Here is a 16483-nt window from a genome sequence, read left to right on the forward strand (position 1 = left end):
GGAGGCCAACCTCCCCATCAGTGGAAACATCTCTGTTCAAAGAGCTTATACTCCTTCTTACTTAGGAAGCAATAAGGTAAAGGTGGCACCTTCACCTTCTTGTCCCTGGGCATAAATGATTCCACCATGTCGTTCTGCAATCTTTTTACAAAGAGCGAGACCTAATCCTGTTCCTTCAAATTTGTCTTTTGAGTGGAGCCGGGTAAATGTGCCAAATATTCGACTTGCTTCATCGTTGCCGAAACCTATACCATTATCCTGTAAACTAATTTTGACATATTCCTTTTGCTCATTTAAACAGCTACCCTTAATTTCTTCAATAGAGGCAGTGGAGGAGCTTATGCGGATCAAAGGTTTACGCTCGGGACTTGAAAATTTAAGGGAATTGTTGATCAGATTATAGAACAACTGATAAATCAAAACATTAGAACCTTCTATCCATGGCAATTCGCTAAATAGGATACTTGCTTCTTTTTGGGCTATTACTACCTCCAGATCGCTTACTATGCTCTGAATAATCTCTTCTAATTCTATGCCTTCTTTTGTTTGTTCCAGTGCATTAAGTGAAGAATAAAGAAGCACACCATCAATCATTGAATACATTCGGATGGCGGATGATTCTACTTTGGAAAGGTACAACTGGCCTTTCTCCGGAAGCACTTTACCAAATTCAGTTTTGAGACGGTTGCTAAAAAGCATAATTTTGCGGACAGGCTCTTTCAGGTCATGAGAGGCAACGTGGGCAAATTGCTGCAAGTCTTCGTTGGAGCGTTGCAGTTCTCTATTAACTTCTTCCAGCTTTATTTCTGACTCTACAATGGCTGTGACATCCCTTGCCATAATTATCACTCCTTCCACATTACCGTCAATAACAAGTGGAAAAAAGTAGGTATCTACAAATATATCAGGTTGTTTAATCGTCGACCGTTTCTCCAAATGCACTGTTTCGCCACTTAGAGCTTTCAGAATACTTCTGTGTTGTTCGGTACCTTTTGCCTTAGGGTTATATTCAAAAAGATGTTGTCCTTTAAGTTGCTCCCGGTCAATCTGCATCTTTTCTTCGAATCGCTTGTTAACGGTAACAAAGTTCAGGTCTTTGTCAAATACAGATATATATTCGACCGAAGAATCAATTAACTGTTGCAAAAAGGATTGGGTATTCTGCAGTTCCTTTGTTCGTAGTGCTACCTGTTCCTCCATGCGCTCCGAGAACGTTTTTTGTACATGAATGTCTGTTAATGCACCAATGTATTTTATTACTTTTCCCTCATCATCTTTTACTGGTTCGCCTACAGCGTATTGCCATCTGTACTCTCCTTCCCTGTTTTTTAACCGTACCTCCTGTCTGAACGGCAGACCCGCTTCTATCGCTTTTTGCCATACGCTCATAACAGGCTCCCAGTCATCGGGATGAGTCATTGTTTTCCAGGCCTCCCGCATGTCCTTAATACCAGTATAGTCTTCCCAGCTATTTGAGGCATACTCTATGGTACCATCCATACTTCTTACCCAAATCAACTGAGGCAGGGTTTCGGCCAGGGTACGAAAGCGGCTTTCACTTTCTTCAATTTTTTTTCGAGCCAGTACCTGCTCGGTTACATCATGTGCACTGGCAATTACACCCGTGATGGTATTATTAGAATCGCGAAACGGTTCAAAAACGCTGTTAAAGTACCCCTCATACAAGGTGTCCTTCCGGTGATATTCAAGTAGCAATTCATTGATAACAACCCGTTCACCGGTTTCGTAAACCTTCCGGTGAAGTGCTATTACTCCATCAACTGCCACCTCAGGGATAGCTTCAAAGATAGGCTTATCAATAATCTCTTCCCGGCTTTTTCCATAGAACTCTAGCATCCGGTCATTGGCCAGTTCTACAATAAAATTTGGCCCCTTATAGATAGCGATAGCAACGGGTGCCTGCATGAGTAAATCATACAAAAATTTTTCTGCTTTCCTTCTGGAAGCATCAATAGCAAGGTTAGAACGTACTTTTGCCAATAATTCCTTTGCCGAAAAAGGTTTTATCAGGTAATCATCCACACCAACGTTCAAGCCTTCAATTCTGGCTTCTTCGCCGGCACGGGCCGACAGCAATATAACCGGCAGCATTGAAGTGTGCGGTGCCGTTTTTATTTTTGTGAGTAGTTGAAGGCCATCCATTACCGGCATCATAATATCACTCACAACCAAATCAGGTTTTTGCTCCTCTATTTGAATCAGCGCCTCCCTGCCATTGCTGGCCGTAACAACAGTATAGTCTTTCTCAAGTAATTTCCTGAGGTAGGCCCGCATGTCGGCATTATCATCCACCACCAGAACTCTGGGCGTATTTTTTACCTGGGTACCGTTTTGAGAGATGGGAAGTCCGGTAAGAGAAGTGACTTCATCCAGAAAGGCAGCAGTAAGCTCATCCTGTACCACAGGGTTGGCAAGGGCAAACTGCTCCTCGGGTGATGGTACACCTCTGGTGGGTATGGTGACACTGAATTCGGAACCCAAACCCACTTTACTGCTAACCGAAATTTCGCCCTTGTGCAGCATCACAAGTTCTTTTACCAGAGATAGCCCTATTCCGGTACCTTCAAAGCTTCTTCCCAGGCTGTTTTCAACTCGGTGAAACCGCTGGAAGATTTTTGAGAGTTCCTTTCCGGGGATGCCCACGCCGGTGTCGGTGACTTTTAAAACAACAGTCTTGGCCTGGGTGGATAGAGAAATGGTGATACTTCCTGCAAGTGTGTATTTAAACGCATTACTTAGTAGGTTCAGCACAATTTTCTCCCACATCTCTTTATCCACGTGCACGGGTTGAATACCCTTATCGCATTGTACATTAAATTCCAGACCGGCACTCTCGATTACAGAACGAAATCCGGAGGCAAGGTCAGTAGTATACTTAGCTAAATCAATGGGGGTAAACTGTGCTTTTACTTTTCCTGCTTCGATGCGGTTGAAATCCAGCAGGTTGTTCACCAGCCTTAAAAGGCGCAGCGAATTTCGATGTGTCATTTCTAGGGCCTGAGTATCTTCATCTTCTACACCGTTTTTTTTACGTAAGAGATCCTCTAACGAGCCAAGCATGAGTGTTATAGGCGTACGGAATTCATGTGATATGTTGGTAAAGAATGCTGTTTTGGCCCGGTCGATTTCCGCAAGTGCTTCGGCACGTTTCCGTTCTTCTTCGTAGGCTAATGCATTGGCCGCTTCAAGTGCTATTTGGTCGGCTACCAGTTGAATGAAATTCTGATAGCTCTCATCAAACTTTCGGTAGGGATTTAACCCAACCGATAAAACCGCCACCGGAAACTTCCTGTTGCCAGTTTTTATAGGTGCATGCACAAAGCACTTTGGTGGGATACTCCATGCACCCGTTGGCAAATTCTGCCACCTGCCCTTGGTAGGAGATAATATGATTTTGTTCTCCGTCACGCAGGCCGCTAGATTTTCACCTATTGTATCAGGGTTTTGTATATTAATGTGAAGCGGAAGCTGGGGGTGGTTAGCATCAATGCCGGCAAAGGCTGTTGCTCTCGCAGTTTTACTTTCTTCGTCTATGGTATAGATTATAGCACAAAGAAAGTCTTTGTTGTTTGCCGCAATTGTTGTAGCAGAGGCTTCAAAGATTTCTTTTAAACTATTTGTCTGTATGATTACGGCCAGGGACCGGAGGGTTGTTAGGGACCGTTCGGTAATAACGCGGCTTGTTTCTTCTGTACAGACACAAAATAAGCCTTCGGTTCCGCCCTTATCACCTGGAATTGGATTGTATGAAAACTTAAAATAGGTTTCCTCCTCGTAGCCATACCGGTTCATTACCAGCAGCAGGGCGTCGTCAAATGTACCTTCGTTTCTGGTAAAAACGATTTCCGCCCGAGCCCATAGTTCATCCCATATTTCTGCCCAGGCTTTACGACCTGACTTACCAAGCATTTCCGGGTGTTTGCCACCTAGTACAAATCGATAAGCATCATTATATATATTGATTAGTGTATCCCGCCCCCACCACACAAACATAGGTTGTGGTGAAGTAAGCATAATGCGGACACAGGTTTTAAGACTTTGCGGCCATTGCTCTGGATTGCCTAACGGTGTAGTTGACCAATCGTATTCTCGAATGCGTTGGCCCATTTCTCCGCCGCCTGATAAAAAAGAAGGAAAATCATTTCCAGTTCTTTCAGGTATGGGTTGTTCCATATATTATAGTAGAGTAAAGGCTTGGTAAGTTACAAAACCTGAGAATTATAAAATGCTTTACTTTTATAAAATAAAATGATTTCTTTTCACAACTTTGATTTACCTAGTGCAGATTTTAGATCATCAGCTGGCGTATGTCTGGATATCTAGACGTACTCTGCATTATCTACTCTGCATTATCCTTGCCTCCTTTCAAGCCCCTACCGCATCCATATCCAGTCATATATCATCATCCATGCTAATGGGAGGTGGCAAAGTTGTAGGCCTCGTTTTTCCTTACGATTTCCCATGTCCGGTACTCTGAGGCCCCAGTAATAATATAGAAGGCCTTGCTTTACTCAATCCCTTCTGAAACAGGAGCCATATCATCAGAAGTTTTACGACCAGGTGTCAAGCAGATATAACTAAAAGAGAGTCAGAGGCTAGAAACCTTTGACTCTCCAAATAATTCCCACAAGTCTTTTATTCTAAATTAACTATAGCATGTTAGGCAACAATAATACCATGATTGCTGCTTAATCGATCAAAGTTGCATTTTTGCCAGTCTAAAATCCCGCAATGACCAGCGCCTGATCCAGACATACCAGGAAATTCTGGCCGCTCGGGTCGTTCTCGGCATTCACCTGCATCTCGTGCTACAGGATTACTGCCATATTTAGGCATTGTTAAGGCATATAACTGGTTTTGTTCTGTGAATGCCGATAACGCTTAGCCCTAAAAATCGTGTCAATAATTGTCGATAAGAATACTTATAACTTAACCATTCTGTATTTGATCTCACTCTACTTATCCACCATACTTCAGATTGTTCCTGTCAAATTGAGAGGTTAAGCTTACCTTTTGATTTCTCGGTTTCCTATCCTTTACTACATCCTTTCAAAAGGATAGCGTAATTGCTTCCAGAAACGACGAGGAAATTCTTCAATTCCTTTGAACCCCAAGGCTATATCTTTTCCGTCTTTAGGCACATAGGCTGTTCCAAATAGGTAATCCCACAAGCTAAGGGTAATGGCAAAGTTGACACCATACCTACGTTCCTTAAGCTCCTTGGCGTGGTGCCACGTATGAGTCTGGGGGTTATTGAGCAGGTACCGGAGCTTCCCCAGGGGCAGGTATACATTGGTATGATTAAGGTGTCCAATAGCTAACGTAAACAAATGGACTATAAAGAAATCAGTGAGTCCAAAGCCAATCATTGCCAGAGGGATGTACTCCAGCGCGCGATAGATCACTGTCTCCATAGGATGGTATCGCATATGGGAGGCAAAGCCCATTTCCTCCACCGAGTGGTGTACCTGGTGAATTCGCCAGAGCCACTCGACCCGGTGCAGCAGGAGGTGTACGTTCCACTGGATAAAATCTCGTACTACAAAAAGAGTTAATAATCGCGCCCATACCGGCCACTCCGCTATATCCCACACCACCAGATGCTGAACCCCTACTCTCCCCATCAGTTCTTTGAAGGCTTCAACACCTACATCAGAGAGCGCGTTGTAGCCTATAAGGGAAAACAAAAAGAAGTTAAAGAACATATAGAAACCATCCAGCCAAAAGTCACGGCGTAGTACCGGCTGCCCTTTCCGCCAGGGTACTATGATTTCAAGCAGCCAGCAGAAGAGCGAAAGCGCCAGTAACCAGTAAAAGAAATTGGTCCAGTGCGGATTCAACACCTCCTTCCACAAATAGTCAGCATATCCATAGGTGGAGTTGATTAGTAGATTACCATATTTCTCAAGCACTACCATTGGCATAGGTATTTGAGGTATAAGCAGCTAACTTCTACATTTCATTAGTACTAATTTAGCTCAACAGGGAGTCCCAGTAGCTTCCAGTCTGGAAAGCCTACCTCCAGACGGATAGCCCGGTACCCTCTGCTCTTCAGCAGGGCTACCGCATCGTCGGCAAATACACAGAAAGGCCCGCGGCAGTAGGCAATGATCTCTTTCTCGGTAGGAAGGGTGTGCAGGTGTTGCTCCCAATCACCCGGAGGAACGGATATGGCCTTGGGTATATGCCCCAGCAGGTACTCTTCGGTAGGTCTTACATCCAGCAGGATTACTTCATCCGCCTGCAGTTTCTGGATCAGTTCTTCCATAGATACCCCTTCCAGGCTATCTTTTTCTTTGCGGAAGTCAGAGATCACCCTCTCTACCTCAGGCAGCTCCCGAGTACTTAGGGTACGCAGAGCCTGCCAGGCCTGAAACACCTCCGGGCTGGATAGGCGATAGTATATATAATGTCCTTGCTTACGGGTACTCAACAACTTCGACTGCTTCAATACCTGTAAGTGTTGTGAGGTATTGGCAACAGAAGCATGTATTTCAGCCGCGATCACTTCAACCGTTTTCTCCCCCTGCGCTAGCAATTCGATTATTTCGAGCCGATGCGGGTTTGATAAGGCTTTTGTCATCTGTGCTATTCCTCCGTATACTCGATCCTTAAATTCTCTTTTCTCCATTAGTTTACAGTATGCTTGCTGGTACTAAGCAAATATAGAAGCCATTATTCAATCAATCAATAGATCTATTGAATTCTTTTGTATCTTTAATTGCTCCCTATAAAGAGCTAAGCACTTATTATGGGGGCTTCTTAGTATTTATTTAAAAATAAATGGAAAAATTATTGATCTAGGATACTCTTATGTAAACCTGTACAGCTGAATGCTATGCCAAAAGGTTGTCCTTACAGAAGAAGATAACTCTGATTTATATCAATGTTTCTCCGAGCAGGTTATCAATACATTTAAAAAGCTCCTTTAAGTATATAATACAAGCTAATGTATCAGGTTAAGTTTTATTATGAACTAGTGACTGACTGCTGAAATCATTAAAATGGATTTATCGGAAGTAGGTTAAAGAAGTATACAAAGAGGTTGTTAAGAAATATCCCATTGAAAGTAGGTTGATCCTGGTAGAGGCACTATCCAACCTTTATAAAAAATGCTGGAACCCCTATGGAGCTCCAGCATTGCACTTCTCTTTCTTTACACTTATAATTGTTTATCTCCTTTTCCGGGTAGTTCATTGGAAAATGGCTGCTTATAATGCCGCTTGCCTGTATTCTTGTACAAGGCATTGGCTACGGCCGCGAATACCGGTGGAAAAGGAGGCTCGCCCAGACCCGTAGGGTCAATGTCATTCTGCACAAAATGTACGTCAATCTGTTTGGGCGCTTCATTGTGGCGAATGAGGCGGTATTTGTCAAAGTTACTTTGCTGAGCTACCCCATCTTTATGCGTTAATCCGCCGAAGAAAGCATTGCCTATGCCATCTACCACGGCACCCTGCACCATATTAGTGGCTGCGTCGGGGTTTACTACTACTCCGCAGTCCACCGCGCTGAATACCCGCTCCACGTAGGGCTTTCCATCCCGGGTGACCATATCCACCACGTGAGCTGCATAGGAGTTATGACAGAAATAAGCCGCTACCCCCCGGCTGTATTTCCCATCCTGAGTGGTAGCCCAGCCCGATTTCTCCCGGACCAGTTTGAGCACTTCTGCATACCGGGCCGCATCGTAGTCATTGTCCTTGCCCACCGGGTTTTTAGCGGCCCGATCTAACAGCTCCAGACGCATTTCGATGGGATCTTTACCCATGGCTTCGGCTACTTCGTCCAGGAACGACTGCTCGGCGGCGGCGTTGAAGTTAGAGCGCGGTGCCCGGAATGCCCCGATGGTAATATTGGATGGGATCTGCCAAGCTTCGGCCAGGTAGTTATCCACGGCTCCGGCCGGGAAGCGGTTGGCATGAACCGGATGCTCGGGTATACCGCCGCCCTTCACATGAAAGGCAATCAGGTTTTTGTTAGCATCCAGAGCTGCCCGGTACGTGGCCGTGTACATGGGGCGGTAGATGCCGTAGGTCATGTCATCCTCGCGGGTGTAGATCAGCTTAACGGGTGCATTGACTTTCTTGGAAATAAGCGCCGCTTCGTACATGTATTGAGCGTAGGCTCTCCGTCCAAAGCCCCCACCCATACGGGTCATCTGGATTTCAATCTTGTCAGCAGGCAAATCTAATAGTTTTGACAGCGTAGGTTCTGCCCAGCCCGGTGCCTGCAGGGGTCCGGCTACTACCGCTTTTTCAGGAGTTACATGGGCGAAGAAATTCATCGGCTCCATGCAGTTATGGGCCAGGAAGGGCGCGGTGTAGGTACGTTCAATAACCTGAGCCGCTCCCTTGAATGCCGCTTCGGGATCGCCGTCTCTTCGTAGTAGCTGAGCCGGTTTTTGTGCATACTCCTGCATTTTTTGGAGCTGGCTATCGGTACTTTCCAGTCCTGCCGGAACGATCACCTCTCTTTTTCCACCCCGTCCGGACATGGTATCTTTGGTATCGCTAACCGGCTCCCATTGTACTTTCAGCTTCTTGCGGGCATTCATCACTTCCCAGGTAGTCTTGCCTACCACGACCAGCAGATCGTTGAAGGTACGGGTATCGAAACCGCCCTGTTCAAAACCTTCCTTGTACAGTTGCAGGCTGAACACCTCTTTGATACCCGGCATTTTGAGCGTCTGCGCGGCATCAAACGATTTAAGCTTCATACCAAAGGCGGGCGGGTGTTGGATCATAGCAATCAACATACCGTCTACGCGGTAATCCAGGCCAAAAACCGGTTGGCCGGTGACTATTTTTTGCCCTTCCACATTTTTCTTCGAGCTTCTGACAATTGAAAACTCTTTCGGATCTTTCAGTTTCAGGTCTTTCGGTACGGGTAGGGTGGCCGCAATCTGGGCAAACTCTCCGTATTTAGCGGCCTTCATGGTGCCGGGATGGACGATGATCCCGTTTTTGGTGGTCACCTCTTCGAGGGGTACCTTCCAGGTTTGGGCGGCGGCCTGGCGCAGCATGTAGCGGGCAGCGGCCCCTGCCTCGCGCAGAGGCTTCCAGTACATCCTCACCGAATTACTGCCCCCCGTAAACTGCGGTCCCAGCTTTACGTTGTCGTGCGGGCCCATTTCTACCACTACATTCTTCCAGTCGGCATCCAGTTCCTCGGCGATAATCATCGGCAGTGAGGTCATCACATTTTGCCCAAATTCGGGATTAGGACAAAGAATAGTAATGACATTATCAGGCGTGATTTTGATATAGCCTGTCAGCTCTGCCCACTGCTCGGGCAGGTTCAGCTCCTGCATCTTTTCGGCGGCTTTCGCGGTCGAAAACCAGTTGAAGGTGAGCATGAGCCCACCACCCGCCAGGGCCGAAGACTTCAGAAAAGACCGCCGGTTATAGGTTGTTTTTTTATTTTCCATAGGTAAGGATCTCTTTTAGGGTTGAGGCGTACGCCCTAGAACCGATTATTTTTTGGCGGCTGTTCTAATAGCTTCTTTGATGCGCAGATACGTGCCGCAGCGGCAGATGTTTCCGCTCATGCTGGCCTCAATGTCCTCATCACTTGGATTAGGGTTCATTTTCAGGAGCGAAGCGGCCGACATGATCTGTCCGGCCTGGCAGTAGCCGCATTGCGCCACGTCATGTTCCAGCCACGCCTGCTGTACCGGATGGTCTCCCTTGGCGGATAGTCCTTCGATGGTGGTGATTTCCTGCCCGGTTACAGCCGAAGCAGGCAGCTGACAGGAGCGAACGGCCACTCCGTTCAGATGGACCGTACAGGCTCCGCACTGTCCTACGCCGCAGCCGTACTTGGTACCTGGCATGTCCAGGTAATCGCGCAGTACCCACAGCAGGGGCGTGGAAGGATCCACATCTACGGGCCGGGTTTTGCCGTTAATTTTCAGATTATATTTTGCCATTTCTAAAAGGGTTTTTCCTATGTTTTCTATTTGGTTTTGGCTTCTTAACCAGGATACGTATATATATGAGCGTTAATTGTCATGGAACATCCGTAGTGGCGACCGCCTATATTCGTTGGGAGACTGCCCGGTCCGCTCCTTAAAAAAGCGGCTGAAGTGCTGTGGGTACTTAAATCCTAATTCGAAGGCTATATCATTAATGGTTTTGCTCAGGTCAAAGACTTTTTCTTTGGCTATCTCTATGAGCTTGGACTGGATGTACTCCTGGGCGGAATGACCCGTTTCTTTTTTCACCAGATCACCAAAGTAATTAGCTGAGAGGTTCAACTGTTCAGCACACCAGGCTACGGAAGGAAGGCCCACCGTCTGAGGTTTATCGGTCTGGAAAAATTCGTTCAGCAGGGTCTCAAACCTTTCCAGTATGCCTTGATGAATCGTGTCTCGGGTAATAAACTGACGGTCGTAAAAGCGAACGCAGTAGTTCAGAAACAATTCAATATTGGATGTAATCAACCGTTTGCTATGCTTGTCAACGCCCTGTTCCAGTTCGTATTCAATTTTTGAAAAGCAATCCAGCACAATCCTCTTTTCGCGCTCGGACAAATGAAGCGCCTCATTGGACTGGTAGCCGAAGAAGGTATAATCCTGCATATGCCGTCCCAGAGCAGTGCCATGTACCAGGTCAGGATGAAAGATAAGCGCGTGGCCTTTTGGTTGGTAGGTCTCGCCGCTGTTTTCAACGCTCACTACCTGGCCCGGACCAATGAACACCAGCGTCCCTTCCTGGTAGTCATAGGTATGCCGGCCGTAACGCAGATCACCGCATTTTACCTCTTTTAGAAAGATGGTATAAAAACCAAAGTACATATTAGAGGCCTGCCGGGGACTGGCCTTCGACAGATCAACCACACTCACCAGCGGGTGCAGCGTCTCGTTGCTGTTGAAGGTGTTGTAATCATTTATGGTCTCGAACCGACGTAGATTATCCATTGCAATTTTGTTTTAACTCATTCAAAATTACCACTTTATTTCATTACTGATAAAAGAGCATCCCCGAATCAGTAATCTTGGTAGAACTATCCGTAATCCATATACTATAGAGATGAATAATAGGTAAGACCTTTGTAAGGTAAAATTTCATCCGCGAGAAGGGTAAAGACAATTCAAAATTATCCACTCGAAAAAGAGAATAAATTATCATCACATACCCATTAATTGATACCGATATGAAAGCATCCATTCTGACCCTTTGCCTTTTAGTTCTAATTGTAATGGGGGGCCGGGCACAACAGAAAATGGCAAGTAGTTCAGCAAAAAACCGTATGAATACGGAACAGGAAATCATCCAACTGTCCAAAGACAAATGGTGGTGGATGGCGGACAAGAACGTTGTTAAACTGGCTTCACTCTTCCACGATAAAGCAAAGTTTGTCCACATGAGCGGATCCTGGAAGAAGGATAGGGAACTGGACATCATCAAAACCGGAAGTATCTGGTACAAAAAAGCGGATGTACACGATGTGGCGGTAGAGATAATAGACGACGTGGCCATCCTGTGGAACCGCATTACGCTAACGGCCGTAGTTCGGGGCAGTGACGCGGTAAATGAATTTACAGTGACCGAAGTCTATAAAAAACAAAGGAATAGTTGGAAACTGTTAGCCTTAACATTTAGCAGCGTTCGGGACACCCATAAAATAGAGCATTAGTAGCATCAGCTTAGTTTAACCGTCCACCTGGTCAGTAACTCCATTCTTACTGGAAAAAGGTATTTAACGCCCTCCCGCGTAGGGCAGCAGGAGCTACACAGGATCGCCTGCGTCCTGGTAAAACAGCCTAAGGATTGTCAGAGCGACCTTCCATCATTTCAACAACAACTAAGTAAAAGAGAAAACTAGGTACCAGTGGACTGGAAGTATTGGCGCTGGGTTTAGATTGTATGAGGTTAAGCTTTGGCTATGGTCCTGCTACCGAAAATGGAGAGGCCATAAAGCTCATTCGGGCGGCTTTTGAACGGGGTGTTAACTTTTTTGATACCGCCGAAGTCTACGGCCCGTTCACCAACGAAAACCTGCTTGGCGAAGCGGTGGCACCATTCCGTGACCAGGTTATACTTGCGACTAAATTTGGTTTTTAGTTCGAAAATGGAAAGGCCAATGATGTGAACAGCCGTCCTGCCACAATAAAAGCCGTGGCCTAAGAGGATACACCTGAAAATATTTCTGATATAATAGATTTATCGAAAGTAGGAGCAACAAGAAGAACAGAAATGCTGTAAAGTACCATCAGGCTGGCATAGTCACATCAAATGGTTAATCAGCTCATCCAGATCGTCACGAACATATATTTTATTCCTTCCCAGTTCCACCAGTTTTCTTTTTTCCAGTTGCTTTAGGAGCCGTGATACTACTTCACGGGATGTTCCCAGCTCACTGGCTATTTCCTGATGGGTCATAGAAACTTCAAGAGTCTTTAACTGCTTTGACTTGACCACCAAAAACTTCAACAGGCGCTCGTCCATCTTTTTAAAAGCAATATCATCTACAGCCTTTAGCAGTTCCTGAAACCGATTCTGGTATGTCTGCGCGACAAAGTCTTTCCACTGACGGAATTCGTTTCCCCAGTCCTCATGCTTGCGAATAGGTATTGCGATCACCCTGGTTCTTTCTTCAGCCACTGCTTTGATGTCACTCGGATTGGCTACGCTGCAACAGGTTAACGTAATAGCACAGGTATCCCCACTTTCAATATAGTACAAGAAGAGCTCATGGCCTTCCTCGTCGGTTCGCATCACTTTTACTGTTCCTTCCAGGATGATGGGAACCATCTTAACAGACTGTCCCGGCTCGATCAGTGCCTGCCCGGGTTCATACACCTGAATTTTTCCATGCTTCTCTATCTCTGAGAGAAGTAGAGGATCTGTAAGAGTTGGAATCTGAAATGGCATATTTAACAAGTTTAAAAATGGGGATAAATCTACTAGTTACTAAACCTAAACCATAGTAGATCAGACAGGTAAGAAAGACAAAAGAATAGGGCGACTAGTAAAGTATCCGGAGAAACTATCGCATCAGGGAAATATCCTGCCGGAATAGAAAAAGGGTAGTACTTAGTATTAGACGTTTAAACCTCCTAATGGAAATTGTAAAAGTTTATCCATCAGCAGGGATTTCCTGCGCAAACAGGTAAGGTTAAAAACCAAACGTGTGCTTGGAGCGAAAAAACAGGTAGTCTCTTCCCAGGCACAAGTTAAGGCTTTCTAAAGCTTGTCAATCACTACCTTTAAATGACTACTTACCTGTGATGCAATTGGTTCCAGCTGCTGGTTATCAACTGATGACATGGATTCCATAGGATTGATGGCAGAAACTTCTACCCCTCCGTCCTCCAGCTCCTGCACCACGACATTACAGGGTAGCATAGTACCTATATTTCTTTCCTGTTCAATGGCCTGATATGCCATTTTTGGATTACAGGCTCCCAGGATCTTATAATTTCGAAATTCAACGTCCAGTTTTTCCTTAAACTTCTCCCTGAGGTCTATTTCCGTATTAATTCCAAATCCTTCGCTTTTAAGCTCTTCAGTAACTTTACGAAGGGCTTCCTCAAAGGAGAGCTGGATCTTTTTGGTGAAGTGATAACTCATAGTAGGTTTGGATTTTGTGGATACTGGTAATAAAACTCTCTCACTTTATAATAGTTCAAAGAGATGCGGTACTACATTCAGGGCAACGTCTGCTATGCCACAGCCACTTCCTGGTACAGCACATGCGCACCTCCGTCAGGACTCCAGCGCCAGCAGTAAGCAAGGCTGCGCCCAATAATACGGCACTCACTCCCAGGATGTCGCTGAATATTCCGGCGGCAATGGCCCCTACTACATACCCAAAGTCACGCCAGAACCTAAAAATACTTAAGCTTTGAGGCCGCTGATCCGGGGGCGTGTTCTCGGCTACCACCGACAGAAAGTTGGGGTACACCAGGGCGGTACCCACTCCTAAAAAAGCCAGAGCGAGAACCAAAGCCAGATAAGCCTGGGTATAAAATAGGACCGCAATGGCAACTCCTTGCATGAGCATACCTAAACTCAGGAGCTGTTTTTTACAAAATAGGTCTCCGAGCCTTCCTGTTACCAGTTGACCCACTCCCCAAACAACCGGATAGATCCCTGCCAGCAGCCCTACCTCCTGTAATGAATATCCTTTTGTAGTAAGTAATACGGGCAGCAATCCCCACAGTACCCCATCGTTCATGTTATTGACAAAGCCACTCCAGGTCACTGGGCCTAAGTTAGCATGGCGCCAGGTAGTGTCTTTCCATACACTTTTGAGCGGTGGGATGTGGGATTGCCGGGATTCCGTCTGCACATGAGCATGAGTATCGCAAATAAATAGAATAGTCAGTAAAAGACCCAGTATCGAAAAGCCAACACCTGGTATAAAGGCATAGGTAACTTGACCGGTGGAGGAGGCAATGTACCCAGCCAGAAAGGCCACCAGACCTACAGCCAGGTAGCCGGCAAATTCATTGATCCCCATGGCCAATCCACGATGTTTCTCCCCCACCAGATCAATCTTCATCACTACGGTAGCTGACCAGGAAAGTCCCTGGTTAATTCCCAGAAAAAGGTTAGCCAGCAGCACCCACTCCCAGCGGGTGGCGAATAGTAACAGCCAGGGGACAGGTAAGGCAAAGCCCCAGCCTAACAGCAGGAGTTGCTTTCGGGTAAACCGTCCGGTCAGCCGTCCCATCATCAGGTTAGCCCCTGACTTGGCCAGCCCAAAGGCTACAATAAAGGAAAGGAGCGCTGAATGGCCACTTATGCCGAATACGTCTTCCGCAAACTCCGGAATGACCGCGCGCTCCATTCCTACCATTGCCCCAACAAAGCCATTGATAAGCACCAGGAGCCAGAATTGCTTCCTGTTCTCTTTAAGTCCTAGTTGTATGGGGGCCACCGTTGACATAGTCTAACTAATTTATATTAATGTGGTAATCTCTCTTTTAGGACGCCGTAGGAATAAGTCCCTACCAAGGCACCGGCAATAGCCACCAGAATGGCCCAGTAACTAAAACCTATGTTGACAAACATGGGACCAGGACAGGCACCCGTCAGAGCCCAGCCCAGCCCAAACACAGTACCTCCAATCAGGTAACGCGGCAGGGACATCTGCTTGGGTTGAAACACGATCGGATTTCCCTGAAAATCGCGCAGCTTAAACCTTTTGATCAGGTAAACCGCGATGATACCCAGTACGACGGCTGTACCAATGATCCCATACATATGGAACGACTGGAAGCGAAACATTTCCTGGATCCGGTACCAGGAAATGGCTTCCGACTTACTCATGACGATGCCGAAAAGAATGCCGGCCAGAATAAATTTTATACTCTTCACTTTCAAGCTTTGTTTAATGATTCAACCACTAGATAGCTACTCCTTAAAAAAGCAAGGGCAACAAGATAAAGGTACTGATCAGCCCTCCGATAAAGAATCCGACGACCGCAATCAGCGAAGGTAGCTGCAGGTTTGATAAACCGCTGATGGCATGACCTGACGTACATCCTCCGGCATAGCGCGCCCCGAACCCTATCATGAAGCCGCCGATCAGCAGCAATAGAAAGCCTTTCAGGCTAAACAGTGCCTGCAGACCAAAGATCTCTTCCGGCTGAATACCTTCCGGACCTGAAAACCCCAGTGCACGCAGATCAGAAAGCGTGGCATCTGAAATCTGGATCACCTCACCGGTAGTCAAGTATTCCGCCGAGATCCAGCCCCCCAGTACCGCCCCTACTAAAAACAAGAGGTTCCACGTCTGGCTGCGCCAGTCAAAGTCAAAGAACTTAACCGATTTACCTGCCCCGCAGGCCGTACATATGGTCCGCAGGTTGGCAGAGACGCCAAAGGATTTACCAAAGAATAACAGCAGCACCATGACAAAGGCGATTACGGCGCCCGATGTATACCACGGCCATGGCTGCCTCACTAATTCTAACATAACTTAAGGACTGGTTTTATTGAAATAGATGGGGGGAGGAGCACTTCCCCTCCCTTTATTAAGGTTATACTCTTTATCTGGGCCAGGCCCCGATGCCTCCGGCCAGGTTATAGGTTCTGAAACCCTTTTCAGAAAGCAACTGGCAGGCCATTCCGCTGCGATTTCCGCTTCGGCAGAACACGTAGTACTCCTTATCTTTATCCAAGGTGTTTATTGCCTTCTGAAATTCACGTGAATTTACGTCCAGATTCATAGCACCGGGAATAGTACCGGAAGCAAATTCACTGGCCGTGCGGACATCCAGTAGCTCGGCATTCGAGGCTGCTTGGTAGTTTGCCTGGAACGATTTTCCGTCCAGGTCTTCATACGATTTGGGTGCGGACTTAAATAAATTAAACATGGCTTTTCTATGTTTTACGTTGATGGTATTTACATTTTACAATACAAAGATCCTGAATTAACAAGGCCAGTACAGTGACTTAGATCACACAAGACTGGCACTCTACATAAGTAAAAGCTATCAGGCAGGGCT

General features: G+C 46.3%; 14 protein-coding genes. 2 read left to right on the top strand and 12 right to left on the bottom strand.

Translation table 11 applies throughout. The annotated features are described in order from the left end of the window. Positions 1–57 precede the first annotated feature (57 nt). From JUB14_RS26520 to JUB14_RS26545, 6 genes are all read right to left on the bottom strand, one after another. Positions 58–4194, bottom strand: coding sequence for an ATP-binding protein (locus tag JUB14_RS26520; RefSeq protein WP_207509901.1), 4137 nt, complete (start codon positions 4192–4194; stop codon positions 58–60). A gap of 866 nt (positions 4195–5060) precedes the next feature. Continuing rightward, on the bottom strand, positions 5061–5945 hold the full coding sequence (locus JUB14_RS26525; protein WP_229368343.1) for a sterol desaturase family protein: 885 nt from the start codon (positions 5943–5945) through the stop codon (positions 5061–5063). Positions 5946–5989: 44 nt separating this feature from the next. After that, a complete protein-coding gene (locus JUB14_RS26530) occupies positions 5990–6652 on the bottom strand; it encodes a metalloregulator ArsR/SmtB family transcription factor (RefSeq protein WP_207509902.1) in 663 nt (220 codons plus the stop codon). 531 nt (positions 6653–7183) lie between these two features. After that, positions 7184–9451, bottom strand: a complete 2268-nt coding sequence (locus JUB14_RS26535; protein ID WP_207509903.1) for a xanthine dehydrogenase family protein molybdopterin-binding subunit — start codon at positions 9449–9451, stop codon at positions 7184–7186. A gap of 45 nt (positions 9452–9496) precedes the next feature. Then, on the bottom strand, positions 9497–9952 hold the full coding sequence (locus JUB14_RS26540) for a (2Fe-2S)-binding protein (RefSeq protein ID WP_207509904.1): 456 nt from the start codon (positions 9950–9952) through the stop codon (positions 9497–9499). Between the two features lie 72 nt (positions 9953–10024). Next, on the bottom strand, positions 10025–10942 hold the full coding sequence (locus tag JUB14_RS26545; RefSeq protein WP_207509905.1) for a helix-turn-helix domain-containing protein: 918 nt from the start codon (positions 10940–10942) through the stop codon (positions 10025–10027). 236 nt (positions 10943–11178) lie between these two features. Between JUB14_RS26545 and JUB14_RS26550 the strand changes: the two genes are divergently transcribed. Together JUB14_RS26550 and JUB14_RS26555 are read left to right on the top strand one after the other, a co-directional pair. Then, a complete protein-coding gene (locus tag JUB14_RS26550; protein ID WP_207509906.1) occupies positions 11179–11661 on the top strand; it encodes a nuclear transport factor 2 family protein in 483 nt (160 codons plus the stop codon). Between the two features lie 230 nt (positions 11662–11891). Further along, a complete protein-coding gene (locus tag JUB14_RS26555) occupies positions 11892–12089 on the top strand; it encodes an aldo/keto reductase (protein ID WP_207509907.1) in 198 nt (65 codons plus the stop codon). A gap of 162 nt (positions 12090–12251) precedes the next feature. Here the strand turns inward: JUB14_RS26555 and JUB14_RS26560 are convergent, their stop codons facing one another. From JUB14_RS26560 to JUB14_RS26585, 6 genes are all read right to left on the bottom strand, one after another. Continuing rightward, complete coding sequence (locus JUB14_RS26560; protein ID WP_207509908.1) at positions 12252–12899, bottom strand: Crp/Fnr family transcriptional regulator; 648 nt, start codon at positions 12897–12899, stop codon at positions 12252–12254. A gap of 312 nt (positions 12900–13211) precedes the next feature. Further along, a complete protein-coding gene (locus JUB14_RS26565) occupies positions 13212–13598 on the bottom strand; it encodes a DUF302 domain-containing protein (RefSeq protein WP_207509909.1) in 387 nt (128 codons plus the stop codon). A gap of 55 nt (positions 13599–13653) precedes the next feature. Further along, entirely contained in the window at positions 13654–14919 is a 1266-nt protein-coding gene (locus JUB14_RS26570; RefSeq protein ID WP_207509910.1) for an MFS transporter, read from the bottom strand. 17 nt (positions 14920–14936) lie between these two features. After that, positions 14937–15350 (bottom strand): DUF6691 family protein, encoded by a 414-nt coding sequence (locus JUB14_RS26575; protein WP_207509911.1) that lies wholly within the window; start codon positions 15348–15350, stop codon positions 14937–14939. A gap of 43 nt (positions 15351–15393) precedes the next feature. Next, on the bottom strand, positions 15394–15951 hold the full coding sequence (locus JUB14_RS26580) for a YeeE/YedE family protein (protein ID WP_207509912.1): 558 nt from the start codon (positions 15949–15951) through the stop codon (positions 15394–15396). A gap of 73 nt (positions 15952–16024) precedes the next feature. Next, positions 16025–16351: a rhodanese-like domain-containing protein gene (locus tag JUB14_RS26585; RefSeq protein WP_207509913.1), complete on the bottom strand. Its 327-nt coding sequence runs from the start codon at positions 16349–16351 to the stop codon at positions 16025–16027. Positions 16352–16483: the final 132 nt, after the last annotated feature.

The sequence above is a fragment of the Telluribacter humicola genome (assembly GCF_017355935.1).
Taxonomy (GTDB): domain Bacteria; phylum Bacteroidota; class Bacteroidia; order Cytophagales; family Spirosomataceae; genus Telluribacter; species Telluribacter humicola.